General features: G+C 64.7%; 9 protein-coding genes. 5 read left to right on the plus strand and 4 right to left on the minus strand.

What is annotated here, in order from left to right; genetic code table 11:
- Positions 1-82: 82 nt before the first annotated feature.
- From BGRAMDRAFT_RS22940 to BGRAMDRAFT_RS22955, 4 genes are all read left to right on the plus strand, one after another.
- Entirely contained in the window at positions 83-1483 is a 1401-nt protein-coding gene (locus BGRAMDRAFT_RS22940) for an FAD-containing oxidoreductase (protein ID WP_006051229.1), read from the plus strand.
- 183 nt (positions 1484-1666) lie between these two features.
- Positions 1667-2242, plus strand: coding sequence for a TMEM175 family protein (locus BGRAMDRAFT_RS22945; protein ID WP_006051230.1), 576 nt, complete (start codon positions 1667-1669; stop codon positions 2240-2242).
- 2 nt (positions 2243-2244) lie between these two features.
- The gene (locus BGRAMDRAFT_RS22950) at positions 2245-3036 is read left to right on the plus strand and encodes a hypothetical protein (protein ID WP_006051231.1); all 792 of its coding nucleotides are present in this window, start codon (positions 2245-2247) and stop codon (positions 3034-3036) included.
- An 84-nt stretch (positions 3037-3120) separates the two neighbouring features.
- A complete protein-coding gene (locus BGRAMDRAFT_RS22955; RefSeq protein WP_006051232.1) occupies positions 3121-3609 on the plus strand; it encodes a metallophosphoesterase family protein in 489 nt (162 codons plus the stop codon).
- 85 nt (positions 3610-3694) lie between these two features.
- Here the strand turns inward: BGRAMDRAFT_RS22955 and proP are convergent, their stop codons facing one another.
- The 3 genes from proP to argA all read right to left on the minus strand — a co-directional run bounded on the left by proP (position 3695) and on the right by argA (position 7762).
- A complete protein-coding gene (proP, locus tag BGRAMDRAFT_RS22960; RefSeq protein ID WP_006051233.1) occupies positions 3695-5197 on the minus strand; it encodes a glycine betaine/L-proline transporter ProP in 1503 nt (500 codons plus the stop codon).
- Between the two features lie 790 nt (positions 5198-5987).
- On the minus strand, positions 5988-6263 hold the full coding sequence (locus BGRAMDRAFT_RS22965; RefSeq protein ID WP_006051234.1) for an oxidative damage protection protein: 276 nt from the start codon (positions 6261-6263) through the stop codon (positions 5988-5990).
- Positions 6264-6373: 110 nt separating this feature from the next.
- Complete coding sequence (argA, locus tag BGRAMDRAFT_RS22970; RefSeq protein WP_006051235.1) at positions 6374-7762, minus strand: amino-acid N-acetyltransferase; 1389 nt, start codon at positions 7760-7762, stop codon at positions 6374-6376.
- Between the two features lie 23 nt (positions 7763-7785).
- Between argA and hrpA the strand changes: the two genes are divergently transcribed.
- Positions 7786-12162 carry an ATP-dependent RNA helicase HrpA gene (gene hrpA / locus BGRAMDRAFT_RS22975; protein ID WP_006051236.1) on the plus strand — a complete coding sequence of 1459 codons (4377 nt, stop codon included), beginning with the start codon at positions 7786-7788 and terminating at the stop codon, positions 12160-12162.
- A gap of 375 nt (positions 12163-12537) precedes the next feature.
- Here hrpA and BGRAMDRAFT_RS22980 read toward each other — a convergent pair whose 3' ends face one another.
- Positions 12538-16404 (minus strand): YadA-like family protein, encoded by a 3867-nt coding sequence (locus tag BGRAMDRAFT_RS22980; RefSeq protein ID WP_006051237.1) that lies wholly within the window; start codon positions 16402-16404, stop codon positions 12538-12540.
- Between the last annotated feature and the right edge of the window lie 89 nt (positions 16405-16493).

The raw sequence follows: 16493 nt of genomic DNA on the forward strand, positions 1-16493 counted from the left end.
GCGACATGAGCGGTGACATGAGCGCGGCGGCGACTGGGCGTAAGATGCAACGACCCGCACGCGAGCCGCAAGGAGAGTCGTCATGGCACAGCACTTCGACGCAGTTGTGATCGGCACCGGACAAGGCGGCCCGCCGCTTGCCGTGCGTCTTGCCGAAAGCGGCCGGCGCACGGCGGTTATCGAACGCGCGGCGTTCGGCGGGACGTGCGTGAACGTCGGCTGCACGCCGACCAAGGCTTATGTGGCGAGCGCGCGCGCGGCGCACGTCGCGCGCCACGCGGCTCGGCTCGGCGTGCTGGTGAGCGGTTCGGTCAACGTCGATCTGTCGGCGGTGAAGGCGCGCAAGGACAAGATCATCGGGCAGTCGCGCGACGGCGTCGAACAATGGCTGCGCGGCACCGAGAATGTGACGGTCTTCAACGGCCATGCGCGCTTCACGGGCGCGCATACGGTTTCCGTCAGCGGACCGGACGGCGCGCTGCTGCATGAAATCAGCGCCGACGAAATTTTCCTCAATACCGGCACGCGCGCGGTCGTGCCGCGGCTCGAAGGCATCGAGCGAATCCGCTATTACACCAACTCCAGTCTGCTCGAGCTTACCGAGCTGCCGAGCCGGCTCGTGATCGTCGGCGGCAGTTATATCGCGCTCGAATTCGCGCAGGTGTTTCGCCGCTTCGGCAGTGAAGTGATCGTGCTGGTGCGCGGCGAGCGCGTGCTCACGCGCGAGGACGCCGATCTTGCCGAGTCCGTGCAGCAGGTGCTGGCCCGCGAAGGCGTCGAGTTCCGCTTCGGCGTGCAGCCTTCGCGCGTCGAGCCGCATCCGCATCGCGAGAACGAAGTGTGCATCGGCTTCGAGCAGAACGTGCCGGCGCTTGAGGCGTCGCATCTGCTGTTCGCGACCGGCCGCGAACCGAATACCGACGACCTCGGGCTCGCCGCCGCCGGCATCGAGACCGACCGGCACGGCACGATTCCCGTCGACGGCCAACTGCGCACCAACGTGCCGGGTGTGTGGGCGATCGGCGACATCAACGGACGCGGCGCATTCACGCATACGTCCTACGACGATTACCAGATCGTCGCGGCCAATCTGCTCGACGGCGGCGCGCGCACGGTGGACACGCGCATCATGGCGTATGCGGTATTCGTCGATCCGCCGCTTGCGCGCGTCGGGCTTTCCGAGGACGACGTGCGCAAGAGCGGCCGCGACGCGCTGATCGCGACGATGCCGATGTCGCGCGTCGGCCGCGCGCGCGAACGCGGCGAAACCGACGGCTTCATGAAGGTGCTCGTCGACGCGCGCAGCAAGCAGATTCTCGGCGCGGCGATCCACGGCATAGAAGGCGACGAGGCGATCCATACGTTCATCGACATCATGACGGCGGGCGCGCCGTATCCGACCTTGCAATACGCGATGCATATCCATCCGACCATCAGCGAATTGATCCCTACGCTGCTCGACGGTCTGAAGCCTTTGAAATAGCTCGGCTCGAAAGAGGCGGATTGCAAGAGGCGGATCGCAAGACGTGGATCGACAACGCGTTGCGGCATCGCGGATAATCGCGAGCGGCGCGGGCCGTGCGTGCGATGTATGCGCGGTCCGCATTCAGCCTGCATTGAACCCGCATTCAACCGCATTCAACCGCATTCACTCGAGGAACCGCCGATGGGCAAGGGACGCGTCGAAGCCTTCAGCGATGGCGTGATCGCCATCATCATCACGATCATGGTGCTGGAAATCAAAGTACCGGAAGGCTTCGACCTCGCCGCGCTGCGGCCGCTCCTGCCGGTGTTCTGCGCCTATGTGCTGAGCTTCATTTACGTCGGCATCTACTGGAACAATCATCACCATCTGTTCCATGCCGTGACGAAGGTCAGCGGCGGCGTGCTGTGGGCCAATCTGCATCTGCTGTTCTGGCTGTCGCTGCTGCCCGCGGTCACGCATTGGGTCGGCGAGAACCATCTCGCTTCGTGGCCGACCGCGCTATACGGCGTTGTGCTGTTCATGTCGGCGATCGCCTATTTCATTCTGACGCGCTTGCTCATCCGTCAGCACGGCCTCGACTCGGCGCTTGCGAAGGCGGTCGGCAACGACTTCAAGGGCAGGGTGTCGGTCGCGATCTATCTGGCGGGCATCGTGACGGCGTTCGTTGAGCCGTTGATTTCGGCGGCGCTTTATACGCTCGCTGCCGCGTGGTGGCTCGTGCCGGATCGGCGGATTGAACACGTTCTGGAAGGGTGAGGGTGCTGGCGCTCAAGCTTGCGCTCGTGCCGGCGTTCCTCGCCGCGCTGACGATGGCGGCGCGCTTGTGGGGGCCGTCGGTGGCGGGCTGGCTCGCGGGCCTGCCGGTCGTCGCCGGACCGATCGTGCTGCTGCTTGCGCTCGCGCGAGGGCAGGCGTCGGTGGCGTCGATTGCGGCGATCGCCGCGTCGGAAGCCTTCAACTTTGCGTATGCGTGGAGTTGCCGCCGTTTCTCGTGGCCGCTTGCGTTGGTCGCGGGCATGAGCGGGTGGTTCGTGGCGGCGTTGTTGTTGACGCGACTGCCCGCGTCGCTCGCGTGGGCTGTCGCCGTGGCTTGCGTGGCGGTCGCGGTTTCGCAATGCGGCTTGCCGCGCGCGACGGGGCAGGTGCCGGCCACGCGCGCCGGCTTCGGCGAGCTCGTACTGCGCATGGTCGCGGGCGCGCTGTTGACGCTTGCGGTGACGAGCCTTGCAGCGTCGATGGGCGCGACGTGGAGCGGCTTGCTTTCCGTGTTTCCGTTGCTTGGGATGGTGCTCGCCGTGTCGGCGCAGCGCGAGCATGGACCTGATTTTGTCGCGTTGCTGATGCGCGGCATGGTGGTCGGGCGCGGCTCGTTCGCCGCATTCTTCGCTGTGACCGCGGTGCTGCTGCCGCGCTATGGCGTGTGGTTGAGCTTCGCGTGTGCGTCGGCGGTGTGCATCGTCGTGCACGGCGCGACGCGGCGCATGCTGGATGCGAGGCGGCCCGCGCAAGAGGTGTCGCGTGAAGCTTCGTTGCGGCAGCCAGTGGATTGATTGCGCGCGCGCCGGCGAGTTACCGTCTGCGCGCGCATCGTTTGCGGTTTGCGAACCAGCCCGGGCTTCACGGATACTGTCGTCATGACTTCAGCCACACCCCATCCACCGCCAGCCCGCATCGGCCTCATCTCCGACACGCATAACCTCGTGCGGCCCGAGGCGCTCGCGTATCTCGCGGGTTGCGACGCGATCATCCACGCCGGCGACATCTGCAACGAAGCGGTGCTCGACGCGCTCGCGCAAATCGCACCGCTCACCGTGGTGCGCGGCAATAACGACGTCGGCGAGTGGGCCGCATCGCTGCCGACGCATGCGACGCTCGCCGTGCAGCAGGTCACGATCCTCGTCGTGCACGATATCGCCGACGTGCCGGCCGATCCGCGTAAAGAAGCTATCGGCGTGGTCGTGACCGGACACTCTCATAAGCCGTCGATCAGCGAGCGCGACGGGGTGCTGTTCGTCAATCCCGGCAGCGCAGGCCCGCGGCGATTCAAGCTGCCGGTGTCGGCCGGCATCCTCACAATCGAAGGCGCGCGGGCCGAGGCACGTGTGGATCCGCTGCTGAAATGAAAACGGGCCGGCAAAATGCCGGCCCGTCCTGTACTACTTGCACTACTTGCGATGCTCTCAACAAGCGCCGCAGTTCGCCCTTAAATCACGCACGCGCCGTAGCGGTCGCGGCGTAGCCTTCGTCCATCTCTTCCGCTTCGCGTTCGCCGCGCAGCACGGCGTGCGCTTCCGCGCGCGTCGCCACGCACGGGCCCGAGCCGAGCAGCGGCTTGCGTGCCGTTTCGCGCAGCGCGACAACCGACACGATGCCGATCAGCGACGCGCCCATCAGGTAGTACGCGGGCATCATCAGATTGCCGGTGCGGTCGACGAGCCATGCGGTCACGAGCGGCGTCGTACCGCCGAACAGCGACACCGAGACATTGAAGCCGATGGCGAGCGCGCCATAACGGATCTTCGTCGGGAACAGCGCCGGCAGCGCCGACGGCATCACGCCCGTAAAGCACGACAGCAGCACACCGAGAATCATCAGCCCGCTGAACACCGGCAGCAGCGTGCCCATGCGGATCAGGAGCAGCGCCGGAATCGACAGCGCGAAGAGACCCACGCAGCCGAACAGCATGACCGGCTTGCGGCCGATCGCATCCGACAGACGGCCGGCAGCGAGCGTCGCCGGCATCATCAGCACCATCACGAGCAGCACGATGAAGAGACCATGCGACTCATTGAAGTGCAGCGTGGCCGACAGATAGCTCGGCAGATACGAGAGCGCCATGTAGTCGGTGACGTTGAAGATCAGCACGAGGCCGACGCACAACAGCAGCGGCTTCCATTGCTGCACGAGCAGATTGCCCAGCGACTGCTTTGGCAGCGCCTTGTCTTCGGCTTCGCGTTGCTCGGCCTGCTTCTTGAACGCGGGCGTTTCCTCGAGCTTCATGCGGATGTAAAGACCCACGAGCCCGAGCGGACCGGCGATCAGGAACGCCACACGCCAGCCCCACGACAGCAGCGCCTCGTTCGACAGCGTCGCGGTCAGCACGGCGACCGTGCCCGCGCCGAGCACGTAGCCGATCAGCGTGCCGAACTCGAGGAAGCTGCCCATGAAGCCGCGGCGCTTGTCCGTCGAAAATTCGGCGATGAAGGTCGCCGCGCCGCCGTATTCGCCGCCCGTCGAAAAGCCTTGCACGAGACGCGCGACGAGCAGCAAGGCCGGCGCGAGAATGCCGATCGACCCGTAGCTCGGAATCAGCCCGATCGCGAAGGTGCCGAGCGCCATCATGATCATGGTCATTGCCAACACGCGTTGACGGCCGATGCGGTCGCCGAGCGGACCGAACACCATGCCGCCGACGGGCCGCACGAGAAACGCCGCGGCAAACGTGCCGAAGGTCGCGATCAACTGGGCGGACGGGCTCGACGACGGGAAGAACACTTTGCCGAGCGTCACAGCGATGTAGCTGTAGACGCCGAAATCGAACCATTCCATTGCGTTGCCGAGCGCCATGGCGCCGACGGCACGCTTGAGGAGAGACTTGTCGACGACGGTGATGTCGTCGAGAGAGAGGCGTTGTTCTTGTTTGTGGTGTCGCCAGAAGCCGTTGCTGGAAGCGGTCAAGGTAAAAACTCCGATGACTGCGACGAAACTCATGATGCGTTCCGCCACGGTTGCTGGAAAGTGCAGTTTCGCAAACGGGGCAAGGCCTCTTCGCCGCGACGGCGAAAGAGCGGGCGCGCGTAAAAAGAAACGCGACGCGCAGCCAGGGCCGCAAAAGCAGCAAACGCCCGTGCCTCGCGAGCCTGGTCGCGAAAAAACACTCGTCTAGATTGTGCTGACTATTGCGCCTGCCTGGCCGTGAAGGGGGCAAGCGCATGAGGACGCGGGTGGCTGAAGCCGGACCGCACGCCACTGGAAGGCTTGAAACGAAAAAGGCCGGTGCTTTATTCGCCGCCTGGTTTGCCTCTGGGGATGACCTCAGAGCAGCTTCAGGGCAATCTCAAACGACGATACGACCGACAAGCCTTCTTGTATAAAAACTGTTCCATCGCGATGGACACGCGCAGTGCAAGCACTTGGTGTCGCAAGGTCAGAGAACGCGAATGAAGGTGAATTGCTGTTGGAACGATGCACATGTTAGCACGATGACAGAGGATCGTGCAAACCCGGTTTTGGCCGGGAGCCTTGGCGCAGGCGCGCAATCCCTTGCCCGGTGGGGATTCCGGCGATCGCAGCGGTCTCCAGAAGGGGCTTAAAACGGCTCGAAAATGTACCGTTTGGGGAGTTTTGGGGGTGGCGCGCCGATGGTTTCGGCGCGAGTTCCAATGCGAAAAAAATCCGCGCACGATGGCGCGGATTTCGTCGCTGCGGTTACCGCTGCGAGAGGACCCTGATGCTGATAGAGAAACTCAGCGCTCAGCGTTCACCCGCGCTCAACCCGCGTTCACTCGCTCGCCGGCGGCACATAACCCTGCGCCGTATCCGCGCCTTCGCCGAAGAAGAACTTCTCGGTTTGCTTCATCAGATACTGGCGCGCGCGCGGATCGGCCATATTCAGACGATTCTCGTTGATCAGCATGGTTTGCTGCTTCAACCAGGCTTGCCACGCCTCCTTCGAAATGCTTTCGTAGATCCGCTTGCCGAGTTCGCCCGGCAGCGGCGGGAAATCGAGGCCTTCGGCTTCCTTGCCGAGCTTCGCGCATTGAACCATACGAGTCATGCTGTGCTTCTCCTGTGTCGACGGGAGTCGGGTGCTTGAGCCCTTACTCCGGTCCCATGAAAAAGGGGTTAGTGAATTCGATTGAACGGGCAGTCGCTGCTGGCGACCGCTCAGAGCTGTTTCATCAGCACGAGCGATTTGCGCTGCCAGTTGTACAGCCGGCGACGGTCTTCGGGCAGGTCGTCGACCGTGACCTTGACGAAGCCGCGCTTGAGGAACCAGTGTTCGGTGCGCGTGGTGAGCACGAAGATGCGCGTGAGGCCGCGCGCCCGCGCGCGCTGCTCGATACGCTTGAGCAGGCGCTCGCCGTCGCCGGTGCCTTGCGCTTCGGGCGCCACCGTCAGACACGCCATTTCGCCGATGCGTTCCTGCGTGTACGGATACAGCGCCGCGCAGCCGAACAGCACGCCGTCGTGCTCGATGACCGAGAAATGGTCGATGTCGCGTTCGATCTGATGCCGCCCGCGCCGCACCAGCGTGCCGTCCGATTCGAGCGGCTCGATCAGCGCGAGAATGCCGCCGACGTCGTCCGGTGTCGCTTCGCGCAGGCTTTCGAGATTCTCGTACGAGATCATTGTGCCGACGCCGTCGTGCAGGAACAGTTCGAGCAGCAGGCTGCCGTCGAGCGCGTAAGGGATGATGTGCGCCCGCGCCACGCCGCCGCGGCATGCACGGATCGAGTGCTTCAGATAGAAGCCCGCGTCGCCGGTGACTTCGCCGCTTTCGTGCAGCTTGTAGGCGTCGTCGAGCGACAGTTCGCGGATCAGTTCGGTGCCGTCTTCGCCCGCTTGCATGAGGCCGGGCGTTTCGGTGAGGAACACGATCTTGTCCGCGCGCAACGCGATGGCGGCGGCCGAGGCGACGTCTTCCATGGCGAGATTGAAGGCCTCGCCGGTCGGCGAAAAACCGAGCGGCGACAGCAGCACGAGCTTGCGGCTCGCGAGCGAATGGCGGATTGAATCGGCGTCGATCTTGCGCACCACGCCGGTGTGCGCGAAGTCCACGCCGTCCAGAATGCCGACCGGCCGCGCGGTCACGAAGTTGCCCGACACGACGCTGATGTGCGCATGCGCCATCGGCGTATTCGGCAAGCCCTGGCTGATGGCCGCCTCGATGTCCAGACGCACTTCGCCGGCGGCTTCTTTCGCGGATTCGAGCGCGCGCGCGTCGGTAATGCGCATGCCGTGCGAAAACTCCGACTCGACGCCGTGCAGGCTCATCTGCTCCTCGACTTGCGGACGCGAGCCGTGCACCAGAACGATCTGGATGCCCATGGCCTGCAACAGCGCGATGTCCGACACGAGCGCATTCAGGAGCCCCTGATGCACCACTTCGCCGCCGAAACCGACGACGAACGTCTTGTTCCGGAACGCGTGGATATAAGGGGCGACTGAGCGCATCCAGTCGACGAATTGCGCGTGCTGTGCAAGCTGTTCCGTTGCTCCGTCGGGGGCCGGAACGCTCGCGGGCGCGGGGACGAGGTCGGTTTGGGAATTCATGCCCGGGATTATAATGCGCCCCCATGTCGAATGTACCCAAAAGTCCCGCCGCGGCGAACGAGAATGCGGCGCCGGCCGCCGATCAAACGAAGGCCGGCGACGCGAAGCGCCGCGCCGACCAGGACGCGAACCGCGGCAAGCCGGACGTGCCCCGCAAGGCGCGCGAGCCGAATCGTGCCGTGGCTGGCGGCGAGGCGTCCGCGAAGGAAAAAAGTCGCGCCGAGCAAGCGGAGCATGCTGAGTCTCGCGGATCGCGTGGGTCTGGCGAAGCAGGCGAGCCGCGTGAAGCACGTGAACCGCGTGCGCCACGCCAGCCGCAAGAACCGCGTGGGCCGCGCCCGCCACGTGAGCCGCAGCAGCAGCGCGCGCCACGTCAGCCGCAGGAAGCCCGTCCGCCGCGTCCGCCACGCGAGCCGCGTGTCGTCCAGCCGAACCCGATTCCGCCGATCACCTTCCCCGAAGCGCTGCCGGTATCCGCCCGCCGCGATGAAATCGCGAAGGCCATCGCCGAAAACCAGGTGGTGATCGTGTCCGGCGAGACCGGGTCGGGCAAGACCACGCAGTTGCCGAAAATCTGCCTCGCGCTCGGGCGCGGTCTCGGCGCGGGCGGCGCCGGTCTGATCGGCCACACGCAGCCGCGCCGCATCGCCGCTTCGGCGACGGGCCGGCGCATCGCCGAGGAACTCGGCACGCCGTTCGGCGAAGTGGTCGGCTACAAGGTGCGCTTCACCGACAATCTGTCGCCGGGTGCATCCGTCAAGCTGATGACGGACGGCATTCTGCTCGCCGAGACGCAGACCGATCCGCTGCTGAAGGCGTACGACACGCTGATCATCGACGAGGCGCACGAGCGCAGCCTGAACATCGATTTCCTGCTCGGCTACCTGAAGGAAATTCTGGCGAAGCGTGCCGATCTGAAGCTGATCGTGACGTCGGCGACGATCGATGCCGACCGCTTCGCGCGCCACTTCGGCAGCGAAGAGAAGCCCGCGCCGGTGATCGAAGTGAGCGGGCGGCTGTATCCGGTCGAAGTGCGCTACCGTCCGGTCGCGGAAGAAAGCCCGGCGATCAAGGCGGCGCAGGGCACGTCGGGCTCGTCCGGTTCGTCTGGTTCGTCTGGTGCGTCGCGCGGCGACCGTCCGAAAAGCCCGCGCGAATCCGGCAAGGAGCGCGACCGCGATCTGATGGAAGCGATCGTCGATGCCGTCGACGAACTGTGCCGCGAAGGCCCTGGCGACGTGCTCGTCTTCCTGCCGGGCGAGCGCGAAATTCGCGATGCCGCCGAGGCGCTGCGCAAGCACCATCCGCCGCATACGGAAATCCTGCCGCTGTTCGCGCGCCTTTCCGCCGCCGAGCAGGAGCGCGTGTTCCGCACCTCGAACGCGCGCCGCATCGTGCTCGCGACGAACGTCGCGGAAACCTCGCTGACGGTGCCGGGCATTCGCTACGTGGTCGACACGGGCCTCGCGCGCGTGAAGCGCTATTCGTATCGGAACAAGGTCGAGCAGTTGCAGGTCGAGGCGATCTCGCAGGCCGCCGCGAATCAGCGGGCGGGGCGTTGCGGGCGGGTGGCCGACGGCATCTGCATTCGTCTTTACGACGAGAGCGATTATCAGAGCCGCGTGCGCTTTACCGATCCGGAGATTTTGCGCTCGTCGCTGGCGTCGGTGATTCTGCGCATGAAGTCGCTGCATCTGACCGCGATCGAGACGTTTCCGTTTATCGAGCCGCCGCCTGGCCGCGCGATCGCCGACGGCTATCAACTGCTGAACGAACTCGGGGCCGTCGACGACGACAATCAGCTCACGCCGCTCGGCCGCGAACTCGCGCGTCTGCCGCTGGACCCGCGCGTCGGCCGGATGATTCTCGCCGCGCGCGATCAGCAGTCGCTCAAGGAAGTGCTGATCATTGCAAGCGCCTTGTCGGTGCAGGACCCGCGCGACCGTCCGATCGAGGCGCAGGAGCAGGCCGACCAGGCGCATCGCCGTTTTGCCGACGAGCGCTCGGAATTCCTGCAGTGGCTGAAAATCTGGAACTGGTTCGACGAAGCCATCGCGCACAAGAAGTCGAACAAGCAGTTGCACGAGGAATGCCGGAAGAACTTTCTGTCGCAATTGCGTCTGCGGGAATGGCGCGACGTGCATTCTCAATTGCTGACGGTCGTGCGCGAACACGGCTGGCGTCTGAACGAAGCCGAGGCGACGTTCGAGCAGATCCATCTTGCGCTGTTGACGGGTCTGCTCGGCAACATCGGTCTGAAAGCCGACGACGAGCCGTATTACCTCGGCGCGCGCGGCATCAAGTTTTATCTGTGGCCGGGCTCGGCGCTCGTGAAGAAGGCGGGCAAGTGGGTGATGGCCGCGGAACTGGTCGAGACGAGCCGTCTGTACGCGCGCTGCATCGCGAGGATCGAGCCCGAGTGGATCGAGAAAATTGGCGCGCATCTGCTGAAGAAATCGCTGTCCGAGCCGCATTGGGAGAAGCGCGCGGCGCAGGTGTCGGCCTTCGAGCGCGCGGTTTTGTACGGGCTGCCGATCTATCACCGGCGCCGCGTGAGCTTCGGCAAGCAGGACCCCGCGCGGGCGCGCGAGCTGTTTATCCGCGGCGCGCTTGTCGAAGGCGAATTCGACACGAAGCTCGGATTTTTCGCGCACAACCGTAAGCTGCTCGCCGACATCGAACAACTGGAACACAAGTCGCGTCGCCAGGACGTGCTCGTCGACGATGAGCTGATTTTCGCGTTCTACGATGAGGCGCTGCCGAAGGGCATTTACACGGGCGCGGCGTTCGAGCGCTGGTATCGCGACGAGGTGAAAAAGAGCGGCCAGGCGGAGGACAAGCTGCGTCTGCTGTATCTGTCGCGCGACGATCTGATGCGCCACGAAGCCGCGGGCGTGACGACCGATCTGTTCCCGAAACGGATGACGATGGCTGGCGTCGACATGGCGCTCAGCTATCACTTCGAGCCGGGTTCGCCGCGCGACGGCGTCACGCTCGCCGTGCCGCTTTTCGCGCTGAATCAGGTCGACGCGCGGCGCTGCGAGTGGCTCGTGCCCGGCATGCTGAAGGAGAAGACGCATCTTCTGCTGAAGTCATTGCCGCAGAAGTTGCGGCGCCACTGCGTGCCGCTGCCGGAATACGCGGCTGGTTTCGTCGAGCGGCACGCCGCGCCGCGTTTTGCCGCGGGCGGCTTGCTCGAAGCGCTGATCGCCGATGTGCGCGAGCAAAAGCAGGTCGCGCTGAAGCAGGCGGATTTCAAGCTCGAAACCTTGCCGCCGCATCTGTTCATGAACTTCAAGGTTGTCGACGAGCACGGGCGGCAACTCGCGATGGGCCGCAACCTGTCGCAATTGCGCGCGGAACTGGGCGGGCAGGCGCAGCAGCATTTCCAGAAGATTGCGTCGAGCGCGGCGGGCGCAGCGCTCGCGGATGTTGCGGGCACGCGCGGCCAGGCGGCGGCACCTGCACCGGCCGGTGCGGCGTCGCGCAGCAAGGGCACGGCGGCGCCGGGGCCGCAGACTGCGACGCAAGGCGCCGGCGGCACGGCGTTGTACGAAAACCTGACGACGTGGAATTTCGGCAAGCTGCCCGAGTTGCTCGAAATTCGCCGCGGCGGACAGACGCTTTTCGGCTATCCGGCTTTAGTGGATCGCGGTACGCATTGTGATGTCGAAGTGTTCGATTCCCCCGATGAGGCGGCGCGGATTCATCGCGCGGGTCTGCGTCGGCTATTCGCTTTGCAGTTGAAGGAACCGATCAAGTATCTCGAGAAAAATCTGCCGGGCTTGCGCGAAATGGCGATGCAGTTCATGACGCGCGGCACGCAGGAAGAGCTGCGCGATCAGTTGATCGACACCGCGCTCGATCGTGCGTGCCTGCAAGATCCGTTGCCGGACGACGACGTCAGCTTCCATACGCGCCGCGATGAAGGGCGTAGCCGGCTCACGTTGCTGGCTCAGGAGATCGCGCGGCTGGTCGGGCAGATTCTCGGCGAATACGCGAGCGTGCTGAAAAAGCTCGTGCAGGCGAAGTCGTTCACGGCGGCGTACGCCGATATGCAGCATCAGCTGGACGCGCTGATCGGCAAGCGGTTCGTGGTGGATACGCCGTATTCGCAATTGACGCATTTCCCGCGCTATTTGAAGGGCATTGCGCTGCGAATCGACAAGCTGAAAGCGGACCCCGCGCGCGATGCACGGCAGTTCGCCGAATTCCAGCCGTTGTTGCAGAACTATCAGCGCGCGGTCGCGCAGCGCGGCGGCGTGCTGGATGCGCGTCTTGCCGAATTCCGCTGGCTGCTGGAGGAATTGCGCGTTTCGCTGTTCGCGCAGGAGTTGCGCACGCCGATGCCTGTGTCGGTCAAGCGGCTTTATAAGGTTTGGGATTCGATGCAGCGGTGAGGTGGGGCGGCGGTTCTTGAGTTTCCGGAGCGCGATGATTTTCCGGGGCGCGAGGTTTGTGCCGTCGTTCGCATGAGCCGTGAGTGGCTGTGAGCAGGCGTCTTCTTGTAGTGCGATAGTGCGAGCGTTTGGCTCGCCACTGCGTTTTTGCCTCGTTCTTGTGTGCGGGGTGACGGGCCGCTGCAACGCGAACTCTCTCGCTTTCACGTCTTCTTCGATGCCGAAAAAGGCGCGTGATGCTTTCCTTGTAGGAGCGCATCACGCGCAAACGTGCCCAAGCCGGAGCTGGGCTTGGGGCTACCTGCACACTACGTTTGCTTCACCAGGCGTCGTGGGTTTCGGACGGCCGTGCTCCGGTTCCACGACGCCCGTTTTTCACCAGTGCATGCCTGCACCCAGCGACGCGCCGAACTGCCCGCGCGAGTCCGTACTGCCTTGCAGCTTGTAGACCCACTTGCCGGTCTCGGACAACTGCGACACGCCGATGGCCAGCGCCGACTGGCCGCCATACGTGCCACCGGCCATCGCGACCATGCCGTGGCCAGGCAGCACAGCCTGGGGCAAACCGGCCATTGCCAGCGCCGATGCCGTGCCGCCATACGAATCGCGTCGGGCCGAGCGGATCTGGTCGTCGGTGTAGTTGTGCGCCTCGCCGACCGCGCCGCTCACGCTTTGCTGCAACTGGTTGACGTTGACCGCGTCCGTACCTTGCACGCCGGCTGCGACATTGGTGATCTGCCGCTCCTGACCGCCCGCGCCGACCGATACCGTATTCGCCCGATTGGCGACCGAGCCTTGGCCCAGCGCGACCGAGTTGTCCGCCTTTGCTGCGGCGGCCGCACCGAGTGCCGTCGAGTTGTTGCCGCTCGCGACCGAGTTCGCGCCGATTGCACTCGCGTTGTTGCCGCTTGCCACCGAATTCGCGCCGATTGCGCTCGCGTTCGTGCCAGTGGCCTGTGCGTTGGCGCCGCCTGCGACCGAATGCACGCCCGATGAAATGGCGCCCTCGGTGTCGCGATTGCCTTCGCCGCTGAAGAACGGGTTCGCCGCATTGACGACGGCGTTGTTGACGGCACCGCTGATCGCTGCATCGAGTTGCCCGACATTCACGGCGTCGGAAGCGGCGACGCCATCGGCCACGTTGTGGACGATCGTGCCGCCGCTCGCGGACTCGCCGCCGAGCGTGACGCTGCTTTTGTTCACGCTGCCGTCGGCGTTGCGGTCGTACGTCACGGCGCCGTCCAGCTTCGCGGCGGTCGCGGCACCCTGGTCGCTCACGGCTTTCAACTGCGCGACGTTGACGGCGTCGGTGTCCGCGCTGCCGGCCGCGACGTTCGTAAGCTGGCGTTCGTTGCCCGCAGAGCCAACGGAGACGGTGTTGGCGCGATCGGCGAGCGAGCCTTGGCCCAATGCGACCGAGTTCGGTGCGAGCGCGCGTGCCTGATAACCGATGGCCGTGGCGTTGTCGCTTGCCGCGTTTGCCTGGTAGCCGAGGGCAGTGGAGCCGTCGTTGGTCGCGCTGGCGAAGCCGCCGACGGCGGTACTGAATTTGCCCTGGGCCTGGGCGCTCGTGCCGGCGGCGAAGCTTGCTTCGCCGGTTGCCAGCGCGGAGCTGCCGATCGCGACAGCGTTCGCGCCGGTAGCCGATGCGTCGTCTAAGCCATCGTTAAGGCCGTTGCCGTTGGCCTTGAAGTAGCGTGAGGCGCTTGCACTGACGGCTTGCAACTGGCTCACGTTGACGGCGTCGGTTGCCTCGGTTCCGGCGGCGACGTTGGTGACCTGGCGTTCGTTGCCCGCAGAGCCCACGGATACCGTGTTGGCGCGATCGGCGAGCGAGCCCTGGCCGAGTGCCACCGAGTTCGTCGCGAGTGCGCTTGCCTGATAACCGACGGCCGTGGCGTTGTCGCTTGCCGCGTTGGCCTGGTAGCCGAGGGCAGTGGAGCCGTCGTTGGTCGCGCTGGCGAAGCCGCCGACGGCGGTACTGAATTTGCCCTGGGCCTGGGCGCTCGTGCCGGCGGCGAAGCTTGCTTCTCCCGCGGCCAGCGCCGAGCTGCCGATCGCGACAGCGTTCGCGCCGGTAGCCGAGGCGTCGTCTAAGCCATCGTTAAGGCCGTTGCCGTTGGCCTTGAAGTAGCGCGAGGCGCTTGCACTGACGGCTTGCAGCTGGCTCAGGTTGACTGCATCGGTCGGGTCCGCACCAGCCGCGACGTGAGTCAGGCGGCGCTCGTTATCTTGAGAGCCAACCGATACCTCGCCTTTTGCACTCATACCAGCGATCGTTGCCGGATCGGCGCCTGCGGGGACATAGCCGGGCTTCGTGAGATCCGCGCCCGTCGTTGACTGAGCTCCCAGCGCAACGCTGTTGTCGGTCGAAGCAGTAGCGCCATAGCCAATCGCGACCGAATTCAAGCCCGTTGTCGAGGCGGCGTAGCCGAGGGCTGCCGAGTTGTCGCCTGCTGCGATTGCTGACGGACCGCCGGCAAACGCGTTGTTGCTTGACGCGGTCGCTGCGTAGCCGAGCGCAACCGAATTCAGAGCGCTGGTGCTTGCCGCATAGCCCAAGGCCGTGGAGTTGTCGCCCGCTGCGATTGCTGACGGACCGCCGGCAAACGCGTTGTTACTGGTCGCCGTGGCTGCATAGCCGAGCGCAACGGAATTCGAGGCGCTCGTGCTTGCCGCATAGCCGAGGGCCGTCGAGTTATCGCCGGTAGCCATTGCCGAGGCGCCGCCAGCAAACGCGTTGTTGCTTGACGCAGTCGCTGCATAGCCAAGTGCAACAGAATTCAAGGCGCTGGTGCTTGCGGCATAGCCCAAGGCCGTGGAGTTGTCGCCCGCTGCGATTGCTGACGGACCGCCGGCGAACGCGTTGTTACTGGTCGCCGTGGCTGCATAGCCGAGCGCAACAGAATTCGAGGCGCTGGTGCTTGCCGCATAGCCGAGTGCCGTGGAGTTATCGCCCGTTGCGATTGCTGACGGTCCGCCAGCAAACGCGTTGTTACTTGTCGCGGTCGCTGCATAACCGAGCGCAACGGAATTCGAAGCGCTCGTGCTTGCTGCATAGCCGAGCGCAACGGAATTCGGGGCGCTGCTGCTCGCCGCATAGCCAAGCGCCGTTGAGTTATCGCCCGTTGCGATTGCTGACGGGCCGCCTGCGAACGCGTTGTTATTCGACGCAGTCGCTGCATAACCGAGCGCAACCGAATTCAGAGCACTGGCGCTTGCCGCATAGCCAAGGGCCGTCGAGTTATCGCCGGTAGCCATTGCTGAGGCACCGCCTGCAAACGCGTTGTTATTCGACGCCGTGGCTGCATAACCGAGCGCAACCGAATTCAATGCGCTGCTGCTTGCCGCATAGCCAAGCGCCGTTGAGTTATCTCCCGCTGCGATTGCTGACGCACCGCCTGCAAACGCGTTGTTCTTCGATGCCGTGGCTGCATAGCCGAGCGCAACCGAATTCAGAGCGCTGGTGCTTGCCGCGTAGCCGAGGGCCGTGGAGTTATCGCCCCCAGCCGTTGCTAACGGACCGCCGGCAAACGCATTGTTCCCAGACGCCCTGGCAGCCACGCCCAGCGCGACAGCGCCGGCCGCCCCAGCGGTTGCGCCGTAGCCAACCGCGGTCGACACTGTCGCATTTGCCTGCGCAGCGCTGCCTAGAGCGGTACTGCCATCTTTGTCCGCGACGGCTCCAGTACCGGCTGCAACCGAGTCCCTGCCGTTGGCTTGCGAATAAAACCCGGTCGCCACCGAGCGCACACCTGCAGCCACTGAAGCCGTTCCTACGGCCGTGGAGCCGTCGCCGGATGCCGTGGCGACAAGGCCCATCGCGATCGAGAGGTCGCCGCTTGCCATAGCGCCCATGCCGAGAGCCATGGAGTTCCCGCCAGAAGCGATTGCATTTGCACCCACGGCAATAGCATTGACCTGCAAGGCTTTCGCATTTACACCAACTGCGACCGAGCCGTCTCCCGCTGCATTAGCGCCAACTCCCGCCTCGATCGCATTGACGCCCGCCGCCATGGCATTCGCCGCACCCAACACCGCAGCCGCCGCCAGCACTGCCTGCACGACGACTTTCCTGCGCGACGAACCGCGCTTCGTCTTCGCCTTCGACGTCTCGGGCGCCGCTACCCACGTTGCCGTCGTTTCACACCAGATTGATTGATAGCTTTTATTCACTTGGAAAAACTCCGCGCTGTTATTTTCGTGGACGGAGTGGGTGCGATAATCGGAAATGGGTCTCATCGCCCATTATGAGGCGCACAAAAGCCGGCTATGGATAGCCGGATTTATATTGGTTGCCGTTCATCAAGGTCGCTATTTTAAGTTGATTA

This window comes from Paraburkholderia graminis C4D1M, from assembly GCF_000172415.1.
GTDB classification, from domain to species: domain Bacteria; phylum Pseudomonadota; class Gammaproteobacteria; order Burkholderiales; family Burkholderiaceae; genus Paraburkholderia; species Paraburkholderia graminis.